The 17,019-nt window shown below is 70.9% G+C and carries 18 protein-coding genes; 10 read left to right on the top strand and 8 right to left on the bottom strand.

Annotated features, from left to right (window positions below; all coding sequences use genetic code 11):
- Positions 1-5 precede the first annotated feature (5 nt).
- Together LL648_RS28840 and LL648_RS28835 are read left to right on the top strand one after the other, a co-directional pair.
- The gene (locus LL648_RS28840) at positions 6-731 is read left to right on the top strand and encodes a thioesterase II family protein (RefSeq protein WP_232665901.1); all 726 of its coding nucleotides are present in this window, start codon (positions 6-8) and stop codon (positions 729-731) included.
- The gene (locus tag LL648_RS28835) at positions 731-1,999 is read left to right on the top strand and encodes an MFS transporter (protein WP_232665900.1); all 1,269 of its coding nucleotides are present in this window, start codon (positions 731-733) and stop codon (positions 1,997-1,999) included. The genes LL648_RS28840 and LL648_RS28835 overlap by 1 nt, the downstream gene beginning before the upstream one ends.
- A gap of 34 nt (positions 2,000-2,033) precedes the next feature.
- On the opposite strand, the gene LL648_RS28830 is transcribed toward LL648_RS28835, so the two are convergent.
- The 3 genes from LL648_RS28830 to LL648_RS28820 form a co-directional block, all read right to left on the bottom strand.
- Positions 2,034-2,309: a hypothetical protein gene (locus tag LL648_RS28830; RefSeq protein WP_232665899.1), complete on the bottom strand. Its 276-nt coding sequence runs from the start codon at positions 2,307-2,309 to the stop codon at positions 2,034-2,036.
- Between the two features lie 91 nt (positions 2,310-2,400).
- Positions 2,401-3,363, bottom strand: coding sequence for a VOC family protein (locus LL648_RS28825; RefSeq protein WP_232665898.1), 963 nt, complete (start codon positions 3,361-3,363; stop codon positions 2,401-2,403).
- Positions 3,363-4,436, bottom strand: a complete 1,074-nt coding sequence (locus LL648_RS28820; protein ID WP_232665897.1) for a 4-oxalomesaconate tautomerase — start codon at positions 4,434-4,436, stop codon at positions 3,363-3,365. The genes LL648_RS28825 and LL648_RS28820 overlap by 1 nt, the downstream gene beginning before the upstream one ends.
- 233 nt (positions 4,437-4,669) lie before the next feature.
- On the opposite strand from LL648_RS28820, the gene ligM reads away from it, so the two are divergent.
- Positions 4,670-6,079, top strand: coding sequence for a vanillate/3-O-methylgallate O-demethylase (ligM, locus tag LL648_RS28815; protein WP_232665896.1), 1,410 nt, complete (start codon positions 4,670-4,672; stop codon positions 6,077-6,079).
- Positions 6,080-6,109: 30 nt separating this feature from the next.
- Here the strand turns inward: ligM and LL648_RS28810 are convergent, their stop codons facing one another.
- The 5 genes from LL648_RS28810 to LL648_RS28790 form a co-directional block, all read right to left on the bottom strand.
- Complete coding sequence (locus tag LL648_RS28810) at positions 6,110-6,808, bottom strand: 4-carboxy-4-hydroxy-2-oxoadipate aldolase/oxaloacetate decarboxylase (RefSeq protein WP_232665895.1); 699 nt, start codon at positions 6,806-6,808, stop codon at positions 6,110-6,112.
- Positions 6,805-7,524: a PIG-L deacetylase family protein gene (locus tag LL648_RS28805; protein WP_232665894.1), complete on the bottom strand. Its 720-nt coding sequence runs from the start codon at positions 7,522-7,524 to the stop codon at positions 6,805-6,807. The genes LL648_RS28810 and LL648_RS28805 overlap by 4 nt, the downstream gene beginning before the upstream one ends.
- A gap of 10 nt (positions 7,525-7,534) precedes the next feature.
- Positions 7,535-8,293, bottom strand: a complete 759-nt coding sequence (locus LL648_RS28800; RefSeq protein WP_232665893.1) for an alpha/beta fold hydrolase — start codon at positions 8,291-8,293, stop codon at positions 7,535-7,537.
- Positions 8,294-8,301: 8 nt separating this feature from the next.
- A complete protein-coding gene (locus LL648_RS28795; protein WP_232665892.1) occupies positions 8,302-8,577 on the bottom strand; it encodes a muconolactone Delta-isomerase in 276 nt (91 codons plus the stop codon).
- Positions 8,578-8,670: 93 nt separating this feature from the next.
- Entirely contained in the window at positions 8,671-9,366 is a 696-nt protein-coding gene (locus LL648_RS28790) for a GntR family transcriptional regulator (protein ID WP_232665891.1), read from the bottom strand.
- 149 nt (positions 9,367-9,515) lie between these two features.
- Between LL648_RS28790 and LL648_RS28785 the strand changes: the two genes are divergently transcribed.
- The 7 genes from LL648_RS28785 to LL648_RS28755 are packed head-to-tail and all read left to right on the top strand — an operon-like array spanning position 9,516 to position 17,016.
- The gene (locus LL648_RS28785) at positions 9,516-10,670 is read left to right on the top strand and encodes a hypothetical protein (protein ID WP_232665890.1); all 1,155 of its coding nucleotides are present in this window, start codon (positions 9,516-9,518) and stop codon (positions 10,668-10,670) included.
- Positions 10,671-10,706: 36 nt separating this feature from the next.
- Entirely contained in the window at positions 10,707-12,050 is a 1,344-nt protein-coding gene (locus LL648_RS28780; protein WP_232665889.1) for a Rieske 2Fe-2S domain-containing protein, read from the top strand.
- Between the two features lie 42 nt (positions 12,051-12,092).
- Positions 12,093-12,437: a ferredoxin gene (gene fdxA / locus LL648_RS28775; protein WP_232665888.1), complete on the top strand. Its 345-nt coding sequence runs from the start codon at positions 12,093-12,095 to the stop codon at positions 12,435-12,437.
- A gap of 8 nt (positions 12,438-12,445) precedes the next feature.
- Positions 12,446-13,471, top strand: coding sequence for an ABC transporter permease (locus tag LL648_RS28770; protein ID WP_232665887.1), 1,026 nt, complete (start codon positions 12,446-12,448; stop codon positions 13,469-13,471).
- Complete coding sequence (locus LL648_RS28765) at positions 13,464-14,324, top strand: ABC transporter permease (protein WP_232665886.1); 861 nt, start codon at positions 13,464-13,466, stop codon at positions 14,322-14,324. The genes LL648_RS28770 and LL648_RS28765 overlap by 8 nt, the downstream gene beginning before the upstream one ends.
- Positions 14,321-15,391, top strand: coding sequence for an ABC transporter ATP-binding protein (locus tag LL648_RS28760; protein WP_232665885.1), 1,071 nt, complete (start codon positions 14,321-14,323; stop codon positions 15,389-15,391). The genes LL648_RS28765 and LL648_RS28760 overlap by 4 nt, the downstream gene beginning before the upstream one ends.
- Positions 15,388-17,016, top strand: a complete 1,629-nt coding sequence (locus LL648_RS28755; RefSeq protein ID WP_232665884.1) for an ABC transporter substrate-binding protein — start codon at positions 15,388-15,390, stop codon at positions 17,014-17,016. Before LL648_RS28760 ends, LL648_RS28755 begins: the two co-directional genes overlap by 4 nt.
- Positions 17,017-17,019: the final 3 nt, after the last annotated feature.

Raw genomic sequence — 17,019 nt, 5'->3', positions numbered from 1 at the left:
GCGCGATGACAGCCACCGATGTCGCCTGGCTCCGCGAGATGCCCGGTTCGGAGGGCCGGGTCCAGCTCGTGTGCTTCCCGCATGCCGGCGCCGGGACCTCCGCCTACGAGGGCTGGGCGGCGGGTCTCGCGCCGCACGTGCGGGTGTCGGCCGTGCGACTGCCGGGGCGGGAGGAGTGGATCCGCGAGCCACGGTACCGACGCATCGAGCCGCTCCTCGACGCCCTGCTGCCGGCTCTGGAGAGCGCGGTGCGCAGCCCGTTCGCGTTCTTCGGTCACAGCATGGGCGCGCTCATCGCGTACGAGGCCGCGCGTCGCCTGCACACCGGGCCGGAACACCTGTTCGTCTCGGGGCTCGGCGCCCCGCAGACGCCCGACCGCAGGGTCCACATCGCCCGGCTTCCCGACGACGACTTCGTCGCCGCGGTGCGCCGGCTGAACGGGTTCCCGCCGACCGTCGCGCAGGACCCCGACCTGATGCGGCTCTTCGCGCCGACCCTCCGCGACGACATCGGGCTGTGCGAGAACTACGTCCACGCCCCGGGGCCGCCGCTGGCGTGCCCGATCTCCGTCTTCGGCGGGACCCAGGACGACGTCTGGCAGGGCGATCTCCGGCAGTGGCAGGCGCGGACGAGCGCGGGCTTCCGGATGCGGATGCTGTCGGGGGACCACCTCTTCGTCATCGCTCAGCGGGAACGGGTGATGCAGGCGATCCTCGAGGATCTGGGCTGATGGAACCGTCATCACCGGCGCCGGCCGAGGCCGCCGAGCGCCGCGCCCCCCGGCTGCTGGCACCGCTGCGTGAACGCCCCTTCTTCCTGTATTTCGTGGGGCAGCTGCTCTCGCAGATCGGCAACGGGGTCTTCCTCGTGGCGTTGCCGTTCCTGGTGCTGGACCAGGGGGGCGGCAGCGCGCAGCTCGGTGTCGTGCTGGCCTGCTACGGCACGGTCCGGCTGGTGGCGTTCCCGCTCGGCGGCACGCTCGCCGACCGGTGGGGCGCCCGCCGGATGATGCTCGTGTCGGACGCGATGCGGGTCGTCGTGGTGCTGGGGTTCGCCCTGCTGTCGACGTTCGATCCCGTCCCGCTCTGGGCGCTGCTGGCGGTGGCGATGCCGTTGGGTGCGCTCGACGGCGTGTTCCTGCCCGCCTCGTTCGCGGTGCTGCCGACGATCCTCTCGAAGGCGAACCTCGGCGCCGGCAACTCCGTGAACTCCGTCATGGTGAGCTCCGCGCAGATCGCGGGGCCTGCGCTCGGCGGCGCGCTGGTGGGCTCGTTGAAGAGCGACATCGCGTTCGTGATCAACTCCGCCACCTTCCTCGCGTCGAGCCTGACGCTGCTCGCCATCCGCCCCAGCCGCCCTGAGGCCGATCGGGAAGCGGCGCAAGGGGAGACGGTTGGCGACGGCCCGCTCACCTGGGGTGCGGTGCTGCGGTACGTGCTCGGGTCGGCCTTGCTGAGGATGTCGCTCCTGGTCACCCTCGTGGTCAACCTGGCGTACTTCGGGATGATGGAGGTGGCCCTGCCGAGCTTCGCCCGGAATCAGCTCGGCCACGGCGCCCAGGGTTTCGGGATCATCCTGACGGGTTTCGGCGTCGGCTCCGTGATCGGCGCCCTCTGCGGCAGCACGCTCCTCCGGCTGCGCCGACGCGGCCTGATCGCGCTCGTCCTCGGCGTTGCGGAGGGTCTCGCCGTGCTGCTGGTGCCGCTGGGGTCATCGATCGTGGTGGCGACCGCGGCGATGCTGGTCGCAGCGGCCATCCAGGCGGTGCTGAACGTGTTCTACGTGACCATGATCCAACGGGAGGTGCCGGAGGGCTCCCTGGGACGGGTCATGAGCCTGATCGTGACGTGCGCGGGCGCCGCATTCCCCCTGTCCACGCTGCTTGCCGGAGCGGCCACGGACACCACCGGCCCCACCGGAGTGATCATCGTCGCCGGACTCGGCATCTCGGCCGCGTTCGTGCTCGGCTTCTTCAGCAAGCCGTACCGCAACCTCTGACGCCCCCGGTGACCGTCGAACTCCTGCTGCGCCATTACATCGAGCACCCGCTCGATCGGGCCGAGCTCGGCTCGCCCGCCGTGATGAGCAGGCTGACCAGCGCGAACTTCCCGTAGCCGAAGAAGCCGGCCATTCCGGGCACGGTGTTGCCGTCGTGGCTGACGTCGTAGGTCGCTCCCGCGCGACGCTGTACCGCGAGCTCGGCGCGCGGGCCGGGGAGTAGCTGCGGGTGCATGTTGAACGCGAGCTGCTGCGGTTCCAGGCCGGTGATGTCCCCAGCGCGGTGTTGCTCCCGCGGCCGCGGATCCATGGGAAGGTCAAGGAGCTCCGCGCCGACGCCCCCGAGCGCTGCCACGACGATCGAGTTCTATCCGCGCTCGCCGCGGCCGGACGCCGGGCCGCTACTGCTCGACCGGGGGCGTGCCGTGGGTGTGGAACGACGCGATGGTCTTCAGCCCCCACGCCTGGCCCTTGGCGCGTTCGGCCTCGGTCCAGGTGATCGGCTCCCAGTCCGGCGCGAAGATCAGCCGTCCCGTCGGGTTGCACAGCTCGATGCGGTTGCCGCCCGGCTCGTAGACGTAGAGGAAGAACGTCTGTTGGATCGCGTGCTTGTGCGGGCCGGTCTCGATGAAGACGCCGTTGTCGAGCGCGATGTCCGCGGCCCGGAGGATGTCCTCACGGGTGTCGGTGGCGAAGGCGATGTGGTGCAGCCGGCCACGGGAGCCGGTGTTGTCCTTGGCGTACACCAGGTCGTATGACTTCTGGGCGAAGTTCGTCCACTGCCCCGAGATGACCCCGCTGTCGAGTTGGATCTGCTCGGTCACCCGGGCGCCGAGGGCGTCGCAGACGAAGCCACCGCCGTTGGCTGCCGGGTCCTGCGCCAGGTAGTTGACGTGGTCGAGGCGGCGCACGCAGACCCCGCGGGCCGGGTAGGCCTGGGCCTGGTTCTTGAGTGCGGGGCGGAGGTGCTCGGGCGGTTGGTAGCGCTCGGTCTCCCAGTAGAGCTCGATCTCGTGCCCGTCCGGGTCGTGGCAGAGGTAGGTCGGCCCGATGCCGAGGTCGCCGTCGACCCAGCCGATGCCGAGCCCACGCTCCTCGACCGCCTTGACCCGTCGGTCGAGGGCCTCCGCGCTGGAGACGCGCAACGCGGTGCGACCGATCCCCGACGTCGCCGACGCGGTGAGCTTGAGGCTGTGGTGCTCGTAGTCGTCCCACGTGCGCAGGTAGACCGAGTCGCCGCGCGCGCCGTTCTCGGTCAGCCCGAGCACGCGCACGAAGAAGTCGAGGCTCTTCTCGGGCTCCGGGGTGAACAGCTCGACGTGGCCGAGGTGGGCGATCTCGTGTCGGGGCGAGGCGTCTGGCATCAATGGCTCCCATCGGGACGGGGGAAGACGGTGCCGTCGAACAGCTTGCGGGCCGTGCGGATCACCGCCGACCGCACGACATGCGGTCGACCGTCGACGCTGTTGATCTCGACGTCGATCGCGAGCTCCCCGGTCGGATGCTCGACCACGAGCGGACCGGAGCCAGGTCGGACGAGCAGGTCGTGGCCCACTGCGCCCGGGAGCAGCAGCGCGGTCACCACGCTGACCCCACCCAGCACGCCGATCGACGGGTGCGGTGCGAGCGGGATGAACGTCCGGGTGCTGATCGCACCTCCGGCTCTGGGTGGCGCGACCAGCGTGGTCTTCGGGATCGACGTGTCGCGGACGTCGCCGAGGCCCATCAACGTGCCGGCCCGGCAGCGCAGTTCCTGGATCCGCGCGGTCAGCGCGGTGTCGCCGGCCAGCTCGTCGACGGTCTCGTAGCCGGTGACGCCCAGGTCGGTGGCGAGCGCGACGACGACGGGCATGCCGTTGTCGATGCAGGTGACGGCGATGTTCCCGATCTCGTCGCGGAGGTTGCCGGTCGGCAGGAGCTGCCCGCAGACCGAGCCCTCGGTGCCGGCGAAGGCGAGCGCGACCGGCGCGGCGGTGCCGGGAACCCCGGAGATCGCGGTGTCGCCGCGGTAGTCCACCTGCCTGCCCGGTGTGGGGAAGGTGGCGACCGCGATGCTGCCGGTGTTGACCATCCTGATGCGGACCGACGTGCGCTCCGCGCCGGCCGCGACGAGGCCGCGCTCCACCGCGAACTGGCCGACCCCGGCGAGCAGGTTGCCGCAGTTCTGGCGGTCCGAGACGATCGGCTCACCCACGCCGACCTGCAGGAACAGGTAGTCGACATCGCGGTCGGGCGCGTCGACCGGGGTCACGACGGCGACCTTGCTGGTGACGACCTGCGCCCCGCCGATGCCGTCGATCTGGCGCGGGTCCGGTGTCCCCATGATCCGCAACAGCACGGCGTTGCGGGCAGCCGGGTCGTCGGGGAGGTCGGTGGCCAGGAAGTACGCGCCCTTCGACGTGCCGCCGCGAAGGAGCATGCACCGGATGCCGTCCATCAGATTTGCCCACCCTCCAAGACCCGCAACGCTAGGTTCGGCGTCTTCCCGGGGGACCGCGCGGATGACGGGATCGCCGACCCGTGCGCGTCGCGCGCGGGATACGTCAAATGACGTGCCGGTGCCGTGCCACGGTGGCAGGTGCGGGCCCGCCTTTCTGCCGTGTCGGCCCACACGCCGGCGTCCGTAGCGTTGCGACCGACGCTGTCGACGATGATCTGCGAGGGTGGCGCATGAGCGCGAAGAACCTGCAGGACGTGCTGGACCAGGCAGGGAACACGGTGGAGCTGCTGCGCAATTCGCAGCTCGGCGCGTATGTCTACCCGGTGGTGCCGGCCGAGTTCACCAACTTTCGGCGTGAGCAGATCGCGTGGCAGGAGTCGGTGGTCCTCTACGACCAGTCGCACCACATGGTCAACCTGTTCATCTCGGGCTCCGACGCGCTGCGGCTGATCAGCGAGACCGGAATCAACAGCACCGCCAACTTCCCGGTCGACAAGGCCAAGCAGTTCGTGCCGGTGTCCCCCGAAGGCGGGGTGATCGGCGACGGCATCCTCTTCCACCTCGCCGACGAGGAGTTCGTGTTCGTCGGGCGGGCCCCCGTCGCCAACTACCTGACCTTCCGGGCCCAGCAGGGCTACCGGGTCGACGTGCGCCGGGACGACCGCTCGCCCATGCGGCCGTACGGGAAGCCGGTCACGCGCGAGCTGTGGCGCTTCCAGATCCAGGGCCCGAACGCCTGGCAGGTCATCGAGAAGGTGAACGGCGGCCCCGTCGAGAACGTGCCGTTCTTCACGATGCGCACGATGAACATCGCCGGCGAGCTGGTGCGCACGCTCCGGCACGGCATGGCCGGCGCCCCGGGTCTCGAGATCTTCGGTCCCTACGAGAGCTACGACCGCGTGCGCGAGACCATCCTCGAGGCGGGCCGCGAGTTCGGGATCGAACCGGTCGGATCCCGCGCCTACTCCTCGAACACCCTCGAGTCGGGGTGGATCCCCTCGCCGCTCCCGGCGATCTACACCAGCGAGGGCCTGCGCCCGTACCGCGAGTGGCTGGGCGCCGACAGCTACGAGGCCACGAACGCCCTGGCCGGCAGCTACGTCTCGGACAAGATCGAGGACTACTACCTGAACCCGTGGGAGCTCGGGTACGGCCCGCACGTCAAGTTCGACCACGACTTCATCGGCAAGGACGCGCTCGCCGCCATCGATCCCTCGACGCAGCGGCGCAAGGTCACCCTCGCGTGGAACGCCGAGGACGTCGCGAAGCTGCTGGCCGCGCCGGTCGACCTGAAGGGGCCCGGCTACCAGTTCTTCGACCTGCCCAACGCCAACTACGGCTCGTCCAACTTCGACTCGGTGCTCAGCGCCGACGACGAGCTCATCGGACTCTCCCTGTTCACGGGCTACAGCTCCAACGAGCGCACCGCGCTGTCGCTCGCAGCGGTGCGCCCCGACGTGCCGCTCGGCGCCGAGGTGCGGGTGGTGTGGGGCGAGCCCGACGGTGGCAGCAGCAAGCCGACCGTGCAGCCCCACGAGCAGCTCGCGGTTCGGGCCATCGTGAGCCCCGCCCCGTACACGGCGATGGCGCGCGAGACCTACCACGAGGGGTGGCGGACGGCGGCAGCAGCCAGAGCTTGATCCGCGGGGGCCTGATCTGCGGGACACGGCCTACTCGCGCTCGGCGTCCTGTGCGGTCACGTACCTGACGCCGAGCTCCGCCAGCGTGGCGCGCAGGCCGTAGCGGTCGAGGCCGAGCTCGCCCGCCCGGAATGCCTCGCGGGTGGCCTGTTCCTTCTCCGTGCGCGCCTGCGCCGCGGCCAGGGCCGTGGGCACCTCCGTGCGGGCCACGCACAGCACGCCGTCCTCGTCGGCGAGGATCGCGTCGCCGGGGGTGATGGTGCGCCGGCCCACGACGATCGGCACGTTGACCGACCCGGCGGTGGCCTTGACCGTGCCCTGCGCGCTCACCGCGACCGACCAGGCCGGAAAGCCCATCTCGCGCAGCTCGGCGACGTCGCGGACCCCCGCGTCGATCACCGCGCCGCGCACTCCTCGGCTCTGCAGCGCGGTGGCGAACAGTTCGCCGAACAAGCCGTCGGTGGACGGCGAGGTGGTGGTGACCACCAGCACGTCACCGGGTCCGCACTGCTCGATCGCCGCGTGGATCATCAGGTTGTCACCCGGCCAGCACAGCACCGTCACGGCGGTGCCGCCGATGCGCGCGCCGGGGTAGACCGGCCGCAGCTGCGGTCCGAGGAGCCCCGTGCGGCCCAGCGCCTCGTGCACTGTCGCGACACCGTGCAGGGCGAGCGCATCGACCTGCGCGAGCTCGGCTCGCGGTGGATCGGTGACGATCACACCTCTCATGCCAGCACGTCCGTGACCTGCGGGTACAGGCGCATGTAGGCCTCGCCCATCGTGGAGTGGGCGAGCCCGAGGTTGGGCCCGGCGTTGCGCTTGACCTGCACGCCGCGTCGCGTGGCGAGGTCGGTGTAGTAGTCCCACATGTGCTGCTGCGCCGGCAGGCACTCCATCGCTTTGCGCTTCACGTCGAACACCGCCGTGATGTCGAGCAGCACGTCGGGCTTGAAGTCGCACTGCTCGGGCTGGTGGGGCTCGAAGAAGAACACCGGCGGCGCGCCGAGCGGCTCGCCGGGCGCGTCGTAGCCGATCGCCTGCGCGAGCACGCGCGCCCGCAGGGCCATCCGGGCGGCGGTCGGGTGGTCGTCGTTGTACGGGTCGGCGAGCGGGTGGGTCAGCACCACGGTCGGCTCGACCTCGCGGAACAGCCGCACCATCCGGTCCAGCAGCTCTGGGGTCTCGCGCAGCGGGTAGTCGCCCGCGTCGCAGAACTCGATCTCGGCCCCCAACGTCGCCGCAGCCCGCGAGGCCTCCTCGTGGCGCATCGCCTTGATCTCCTCGAGCGTCTTGCCGGCCCGCCACGCGCCGGCCGACTCACCCCGCTCGCCGTAGGTCAGGCACAGCACCACCGCGCGTTCCCCGCGCGACGTCGCCAGCGCGATCGCGCCCGCCGCCCGCCAGACGAAGTCGCCGGCGTGCGCGCTGATCACCAGAAGGCTCATGTCGCTCCGATCACGAGGTGGGGGCGGCCGTCGTGGATCTCGGTGGCCGCTCGTGGGTCTGCCGCGCGATCTCGAGCAGCACCGCCGCGAGGTCCTCCGGTGCGGTGACCATGGCCTCGTGGCCCGTGTGCACCTCCCGCACCGGCCAGCCGGCGGCGGCCGCGCGCTCGGCGTGCGGGCGGAACACCCGCATCCAGTCGGTGCACTCGACGAACACGGCCGGCACTTCCTGGTGGGCACCGGTGAGCGCGAGCGGGTCGGTGTAGGTCCGCCACGGTTGCGGGGTGAGGCGGGGGGTGAGCCAGTCGAGGTCCGCGGCGTCCGTGACGCCCAGCACCTGCAGGGACCGGACGGGGATGAGCCAGCCGTCGCCCGGTCCCGCGACCGATTCTCGGTAGTGCCCGGCAACGGTGGGCGGGAGGAGATCGATGGCGGCCTCGCCGTCGCACCCGACGAAGGCGTCGAGGTGGACCCGCGCGCGCAGCCGCTCCGGGCGGCGGTCGGCGACAGCCGTGACGACCTGGCCGGCATAGCTGTGCCCGACCAGCACGACGTCGGTGAGGTCCAGCGCGTCCAGCAGCGTGACGACGTCGTCGGCGTGGGTGTCGAGCCCGACCGCGCGGTGCAGTTCGTGGGCGCGGTCGCTCACGCCGGTGAGGGTGGGGGCGTGCACCGGGTGCCCGGCAGCGGCCAGCAGGGGCGCGACGCGCTCCCACACCCACCCGCCGTGCCACGCGCCGTGGAGCAGGACGAACGTCGGTGCCTCCATCGCGCCGCTCACTGTTCCTGCGGGTGGGTCGCGACCGCCTCGACGGTGATGTCCATCCAGGGGAACATCGGCAGTGACGCCAGCGCGTCGTGCAGCTCGGTGGCGTCGGCGGTCTCGTAGAGCCCGATGGTCGCGTTGCGGCCGGGCACCCGCCAGAGCCGCTTCAGCGCGCCGACGGCGCGCAGCTCATCGGCGCGGGAGCGTTCGGCCTTCTTCAGCCGGGCCCGTTCCTCGTCGGGGGTGTCGACGGGCAGCCGGTTCTCCGCGCGTACCAGGAACTCCATGACCGGTCACCCGCACCGGAGCTGCGCGTCGATCATCGGGTGGATGCGGTCGGTCATCTCCGGCCTCCTGGGACGGTGCGGGCGGTCACGGCGTCACCACTGGTGCAAGCTCGCGTCGAGCTGGCGCAGCGCGCTGACCACGCTGAGCAGGTGGGCGTGCATGGTCTGCTCGGCGAGATCCGCATCTCCCGCGCAGACCGTCTCGATCACGTCGAGGTGCTCGCGGAGCCCGACGCTCGGGCGGCCGGGCAACAGCGCGACGGTGTAGTGGTAGCGCACGCTCTGGGTGCGGAGCCGGTCGAGCAGGGTGCCGGCCGTCGTGTGCGCTGCGATGTCGCGTACCGCGTGGTGCACGAGCTGGTTGACCTTGCTGTAGGTCATGATGTCGCCGCTCTCGACGGCCACGGTCAGCTCTGCGCCGAGCTCGCGGAGCCGGTCGCGGTCGCCGCTCGTGGCCCGGACGGCCGCCTTGGCCGCGCACAGCCCTTCGAGCACGGCGCGGGCCTCGGTGATCTCGACGGCCTCGTCGAGCGAGATCGGGCGCACCCGCGCGCCGCGGTTGTGCTCGCGCTCGACGATGCCCTCGTTCTCGAGCTGGGCGAGCGCGGTGCGCACGGCACCCCGTGATGCCCGGTGCAGGCTCACGAGATCGACCTCGGGGAGCCGCTGACCCGGCGCGTAGCGACCCTGCATGATGCCGTCGCGCACCGCGATCACCACCTCGGCGACCGTCGTGGACGCGGAGTCGGTCGGCGTGCCCGACGGCGCCGTCTCACCGCCAGCGGTCATGGACGTCCCCTCGATTCGTGCCGTGCAGCCATCCGCCTCGGCCCCGGATCGGCAGCATATCTGCTCACAGGATTGTTAACAATCTGGTTGCCACTTCTGGTGACTTCTGTCTATGGTCCAGGTCATGCGCCGCGCCACCGGGAGGCACCATGGCTGAGATCGTCGCGGCAGCTGCTGCCGTGCACGCCCCCCAGCTGCTTTCGCGCCCCCCGCACGAGGATCCCGCCAAGCTCGACGGCAGCACCGAGGCGCTGCGCCGGTTCGGTGCGGTGCTCGACGAGACACGTCCCGATGCGCTGCTCGTGATCGGGATCGACCACCTCGAGACGTTCTGGCTGGAGGCGGTGCCCACCTTCACGCTGGTGCTGTCGCCGGACGTGGAGGCGCACTACATGCACCGGGCGCGGCGTGTGCCGGTGCACACCGGACTCGCCACGGCACTGCTGCACGGTGTCGTCGCCCGCGACGTCGACCTCACCTACTCGCAGGACGCGAAGCTGGGCCACGCGTTCCTCACGCCGTTCGAGCACGTGCTGGCCGAGCGGGCCGTCCCGGTGATCCCGCTGCTGGTCAACGCCTATTTGCCGCCGTTGCCGAGCCCACGCCGCTGCTTCACCCTCGGCAGGGCCATCGCCGCATCCCTCGCCGACCGTCCCGAGCGGCTCGCCGTGCTGGCCAGCGGCGGGATGTCGCACTTCCCGGGCACGGCCCGGTACACCGCGCCGAACTTCGCCTTCGACGAGTGGGTGCTGCAGGAGGTGTCGGCCGGCCGCTACGACGAGCTGCTCGACCTCACGCCGGTGCAGCTCGACGAGGTGGGGGAGAGCGAGCTGCTGACGTGGTTCGTGATGCTCGGAATGCTCGCGGGCACCACCGGCCCCGTCGCCGGCTCGCTGCTGTCCTACCAGCACCTGTCCCATCACGGGCACGGCGTCGTGCAGTTCGTTCCGCCCGTCGCCGCCGGCACGGTGCCCAGCGTCGACGAGCCGCTCGCGAACCCGGTGCCGCGGTTCGGCGGGCACACCTTCACCCAGACAGACTTCGTCTACTACCGATTCCCCGATCCGGCGAGCTTCGCGCTCAACCGCCTGCTGCACCAGGTGATCACCGACGAGGTGCTGCGGCAGGAGTTCGTGCTCGACCCGGTCGCGGTCGCCGACGCGGCCGAGCTGACCGCCGTACAGCGCGATGCATTGCTGGCCGACGGGTTCGACCGCCTGACGTCGGTCGGCGCGCACCCACTGCTCGCGCTGTCCGCCCGGCAGGTGACCGAGCTGGAGCGCCAGCGCCTCCAACCCACCTGACGCCGTCTCCACCACCACACTCGAGAGAGGCCGACGATGCTCTCCACGCAGGACAACGAGCTCCTGACCCGGGTGGGCCCAGGAACTCCGATGGGCGAGTTGCTGCGCCGCTACTGGACGCCGGCGCTGCTGGTCAGCGAGGCGCCCACCCCCGACAGCGACCCGGTGCGGGTGCGGCTGCTGGGAGAGAACCTCGTCGCGTTCCGCGACACCACCGGCCGGCTGGGGCTGGTGGGGGAGAACTGCCCGCACCGCGGCGCCTCGCTCTTCTTCGGGCGCAACGAGGAGTGCGGGCTGCGCTGCCCGTACCACGGCTGGAAGTTCGACGCCGACGGCGCGTGCGTCGACATGCCCAGCGAACCGCCCACCAGCGTGTTCAAGGACAAGGTCCGGATCAAGGCGTACCCGACGCACGAGTCGGGCGGGATCGTGTGGACCTACATGGGCCCGGCCGACAAGCAGCCGCCGTTCCGCGACTTCGGGACCGAGAAGCTGGCGCCGGACCAGGTCGCGGCCACGAAGCTGCACACGACGTGCAACTGGGTGCAGGCGATGGAGGGCAACCTCGACACCTCGCACATCTCGTGGCTGCACCAGTGGAACGGTGTCGACGACATCCCCGACGACGGCAGCGACAAGCCCGGCTACCCGACCAACGCGATGTCGTGGAAGTTCTGGAAGCACGATCGCGCGCCCCGGCTGGAGATCGAGGACACCTGGTACGGGTTCAAGTACGTGGGCATCCGGGACACCCCCAACGGCTACACCCACGTGCGGATGAGCGCGTTCTGCTACCCGTACAACACGGTGATCGCGTCGGTGCCGTTCAACACGCAGCACGGCCTGTTCGTGCCGGCCGACGACGAGAACACCTGGCGCTACAGCTTCGCCACCCGCGACCAGGGCAGCATCGCGGAGGTCGGCGGGGAGAACCTGTTCTCGGTGTCGCCGTTCGAGTTCGGGCCGGCCGAGGTGGGGCGCAACGGGATCATCCCGCGCCGCTACACGGCCGCGAACGACTACGGGATCGACCGCGCCGAGCAGCGGACCAGCACGTACTCCGGGGTCCGGGAGTTCATCAGCCAGGACTTCATGGTCACCGAGTCGATGGGCCCGATCTACGACCGCACGCAGGAACGGCTCGGCACCTCGGACAAGGCGATCATCCGGATGCGCCGGCTGCTGCTGGCCGCCGCCAAGCGCGTGGCCGCAGGCGGTGATGCGCCGGCCGTCGACGGTGACCTCGACTACCGCAGCATCCGGTCCGCCGAGAAGATCCTCGAGGACGGGGAGGACTGGCGCCACCTCGGCACGGACGACGACCCGATGGTGCAGCTCTACGAGCGCGGCGCGGCCGCCACCCCGGTCGCCGGTTCCTGATCGGACCCGATCGCCACCACGACACAACGAGGTGTCTGCGAGATGACCTACGTCATCGCCGAATCCTGCGTCGACCTGATGGACCGCAGCTGTGTCGACGTCTGCCCGGTCGACTGCATCTACACGGGCGACCGCAAGCTCTATATCAACCCGGCCGAGTGCATCGAGTGCGGCGCGTGCGAGCCGGAGTGCCCCGTCGACTCGATCGTGCTGGAGCAGACGGCGACGCCGGCGGAGTCCGCGCACATCGCCGACAACGCGGCGTTCTTCTACGACCTGCTGCCCGGCCGCGACGGTGTGCTCGGTGATCCGGGCGGGGCGGTCGGGCTGGGTGTGGTCGGCGCCGACACGCCGCTGGTGGCAGCGCTGCCCCGGCGGGACAGCTGAGGCACCCGATGACCGCGACCGTAGCGACCGCGACCACCGACCCGCCCGCTCCGCGGGCACCGCTGGGCGCGCGCCGGCGGCAGCTCCTGCGCCGCATCCGCAAGCGCCTGCTCCACCTGGTGCTCGTCCTGCTCGCCGTGACGTTCCTGGCGTTCGTCGTGGTGGACCTGCTGCCCGGCGACGCCGCCGTCGTCGTCGCGGGCGACAACGCCACCCCCGAGCAGGTGCAGCAGGTCCGCGAGACGCTGCAGCTCGACCGGCCGCTGCTCGTGCGCTACGTCGACTGGCTCGGCGGTGTGGCCACCGGTGATCTCGGCAGCTCCTTCCGCACCGGGCAGCCGGTGGCGGCGGCGCTCGCCGAGCGGATCCCGGTCTCGTTCGAGATCGCGATCATCGCGCAGATACTCGCGCTGCTGGTGGCCGTGCCGCTCGCGGTCTACTCCGCCTACCGGCCCGGCCGGCTGGTGGACCGGGCGTCGATGACGATCGGGTTCGGCGCCGCGGCCATGCCGCAGTTCGTGTTCGGCATGGTGCTGATCGTCCTGTTCGCCGGCGGCGTGACGAGCATCCTGCCTGCCACCGGCTTCACGCCGTTCGTCGAGGACCCGCTGCGCAACCTGCGGTCGATCATCCTGCCGTGCCTCACGTTGATGATCGCCGAGGCCGCGGTGTACCGGCAGCTGCTGCGCTCGGACATGATCTCGACGCTGCAGGAGGACTTCATCCTCATGGCCCGCTCGAAGGGGCTGGGGCCCAGGACGATCCTGCTGCGGCACGCGCTGCGGCCGTCGTCGTTCTCGCTGATCACGCTGTCGGGCGTGAACATCGGCCGGCTGCTGGGCGGCACGGTGATCGTCGAGACCCTGTTCGCCATCCCGGGGCTCGGGCAGCTGATCGTGCAGGCGGTGTTCAACCGCGACTACATGATCCTGCAGGGCGCGCTGCTGTTCGTCGCCGTCGCCTACGTCGTGATCAACATGCTGATCGACCTGCTGTACCTGGCTCTGGACCCGAGGGTGCGCCGCGATGCCTGAGACCCTTGCTGCCACCGCAGCCGCTCCGCGGATCCGGCTCACCCGCACGCCGTGGGGCTGGTGGGTGGCGTGGACCTGGTTGGGCGCGGTCGTGCTCGCCGCGGTGTTCGCGCCGCTGCTGCCGCTGTGGGACCCGACGATCCCGGACTACCGCGCCGTCTTCAGCGGGATCACGCCCAGCCACTGGCTGGGTGGCGACACGCTGGGTCGCGACACCTTCTCCCGCGTCGTGTACGGCGCGCGGGCGTCGCTGCTGGTCGGGATCTGTGCAGTTGGCATCGGCGCGATCGTCGGGGGCGTGCTCGGCATGATCGCCGGCTACTTCGGCGGTCGCACGGAGCGCGTGCTCGCGTGGGTCACCGACGTCGTGCTCGCGTTCCCCGGCCTGGTGCTGATCATCGCGATCGTCGCCATCCTCGGCGCGAGCCTGCCGCACCTGATCGGCGGCCTCGCGATCCTGTCCGTCCCCACGTTCATCCGGCTCACCAGGGCGACCACGCTCGTGGTGGCGCAACGGGAGTACGTGCAGGCGGCCCGGGCGTACGGCTGCCGGCCGCTGCGGATCATCGCCAAGGAGATCACGCCCAACGTCGTGCTCCCGGTGGCGGCGTACGCCTTCATCATGATCGGCACGTTCATCGTGGTGGAGGGCTCGCTGAGCTTCCTCGGCCTCGGCATCCCGCCGCCGACGCCCAGCTGGGGCGGCATGATCGCCGGCGGCCGCGCCGAGCTGCTGCGCTACCCGCACATCTCGCTCTTCCCTGCGGCGGTCATGTTCCTCACCGTGCTCTCGATCAACTACATCGGCGAGCGGACCCGCAAGCAGTTCGAGGTCAAGGAGAGCAACCTGTGAGCGGCGAGCTCCTGACGGCGGACGACGTCCACGTGCGGTTCCGCACCCGGGGCGGCGTGGTGCACGCCGTCGAGGGGGTGTCGCTGGCGGTCAAGGCGGGTGAGGTGCTCGCCGTCGTCGGGGAGAGCGGCTCGGGCAAGACGGTGCTGACCCGGCGGCTCATGGGTCTCGTCGCCGGCGGGCGCGACACGGAGGTGAGCGGCACCGTCACCTACGACGGCACTCGGCTGACCGACCTCTCGGGAAAGGCGCTCTCCGCGTTCTGGGGCGCGGAGATCGCGCTGATCCTGCAGGACCCGATGACGTCGCTGAACCCGGTGAAGCGCATCGGGGTGCAGCTCACCGAGTCGCTCCTGCTGCACAAGATGGTCGCTACGAAGCAGGAGGCGCGCGACCGCGCGGTGGCGCTGCTGCGCGACGTGGGCCTGTCCGAACCGGACCGCCGGGTGCGCCAGTACCCGCACGAGCTCTCGGGAGGCATGCGGCAGCGGGTCACGATCGCGATCGCGCTCTCGTGCAGCCCGCGGCTGCTGCTCGCCGACGAGCCCACCACCGCGCTCGACGTCACCGTGCAGGCCCAGATCCTGGACCTGCTGGCCGACCTGCATCGAAGCAGCGACATGGCGATGCTGCTGGTCACCCATGACCTGCGGGTGGTGCGCAGCCGGTCGGACCGGATCGCGGTGATGTACGCCGGCAAGATCGTGGAGACCGCGCCCACCGCGGCGCTGTTCGCCGAGCCGCGGATGCCCTACACCGAGGCGCTCATGAACGCGGTCCCGCCCGTGTCGGGCCCCAACCACGTCCGGCTCCAGGTGATCCCGGGCCGCCCGCCGGACCTGCTCAACCCACCGACGGGCTGCAAGTTCAGCCCGCGCTGTCCCTACGCGCAGGACCGCTGCCTCACCGAGGACCCGCCGCTGCGCGACGCCGGGTCCCCCGTCCACCAGTACCGCTGCTGGTACCCGCTCGGTACCCCGGCCTGGGCCGAGGCCAAGGCACGCAACGTCGAACGCGGGGCGAGTGCGGCAGGCACCCCGGTGACCGAGGAGATGGTGTTGACATGAGGGCGATCCGAGCCTCCCGACGGATGGTCACAGCGCTCGCGACGCTGCTCACCGCCGGACTCCTGGCCGCGTGCGGCGCGGCACCAGGGATCAACGGTGCCGGCCCCGGCGGGCCCGACATCAGGACGATCCATCCCTACGGCGGCGACCTCGCGGCGGAGGGGACGCCCAAGTCCGGCGGGACGCTGACGATGGGCACCGACCGCGAGGCGGTCAGCTTCGACCCCACCGTCCAGAACACCAACCAGGCCGCGTCGGCCGTCTACGACTCCCTGCTGAAGTTCGACGACCAGGGTGTGCCGAAGCCCTACCTCGCGTCGTCGATGGACACGTCCGACGGCGGCCGGACGTGGCGGATGGGCCTGCGGCCGGGCGTCGTGTTCTCCGACGGCACCCCGCTCGACGCCGCCGCCGTGATCACGAACGTGCAGCGGCACATCGACAAGAAGTCCTCGCCCGGCAACCGGTACGCCGCGCAGATCGCGTCGATGCGCGCGGTCGACCCGCAGACCGTCGAGTTCATGCTGAAGCAGCCGTTCGGCTCGTTCCCGTCGGCGTTCGCGCTGAGCTTCAACATCGGCAACCTCGGCACGATCATCTCGCCGGCCGCGCTGGCGCGCTTCGGTGACCAGATCGGCGCCAACCCGGTCGGCGCCGGGCCGTTCGTCCTGAAGAGCTGGGCGCGGGACTCGCGGATGGAGCTGACCCGCAACCCGACGTACTGGCAGCAGGGCATGCCGTACCTCGACGGGCTGGAGTTCCGCCCGCTGCCCGACACCGAGACCCGCTATGCGTCGATCGAGAACGGCGACGTCGACCTGATCTTCGGCGGCTACCAGACCGAGCTGCTGCGCGGCCTGCAGAACCCGAACCTCACCGTCTACTACGGGTCGGGCCACGGCGCCGAGTACGTCTACTTCAACCAGCAGAAGGCGCCGTTCGACGACCACCGGATGCGGGAGGCCGTGGTGCGCGGCATCGATCTCGACGCGCTGGCGGCCACCCAGTTCCGCGGCCAGATGGAGCGCGCGGGCGGCTACTTCGGCGACGACAGCAAGTACCAGACGCCCGAGGCCGCGGCCGCGTGGCCGGCGTTCGACGTGGCGAAGGCGAAGGCCCTCGTCGCGGAGTACGTGGCCGCGGGCGGCAGCGCGACCATCGCCTACAAGACCACCAACGCGCCCAACCGCGTCGCGTTCGCCGAGTTCCTGCAGGCGCAGATGGCAGCCATCGGGATCACGCTGCAACCCCAGTTCTTCGACCTGGCCCAGTACTCGTCGAGCGTGGTGCAGAGCCGCGACTTCCAGATGGCCGGCTGGGTCGGCGGGCCCGTCGACACGCCGTACCCGGCAGCGCAGAACCTGCTGCGCACCGGCGGGAACACCAACTTCGGCGGCTATTCCAACCCGGAGGTCGACGCGCTGCTCGACCAGGCGGCCGCCATCACCGACGAGGCCGAGCGCACGAAGCTCTACCAGCAGGTGCAGCTGCTCACCAACCAGGACATCGCGGTCGGCTACTACAGCCGGGGGTACCTGTCGACGGTGGCGAAGCCGCAGGTCAAGGGGGTGGTCCGGTACCTCACCCGGGACACGTTCTTCGCGACGACCTGGCTCGACCGGTGACGG

The sequence above is a fragment of the Pseudonocardia sp. TRM90224 genome, assembly GCF_021245725.1.
GTDB lineage: Bacteria > Actinomycetota > Actinomycetes > Mycobacteriales > Pseudonocardiaceae > Pseudonocardia.
The sequence above is the reverse complement of the archived record's forward strand: the minus strand, read 5'-3'. Positions and strand labels throughout refer to the sequence as shown.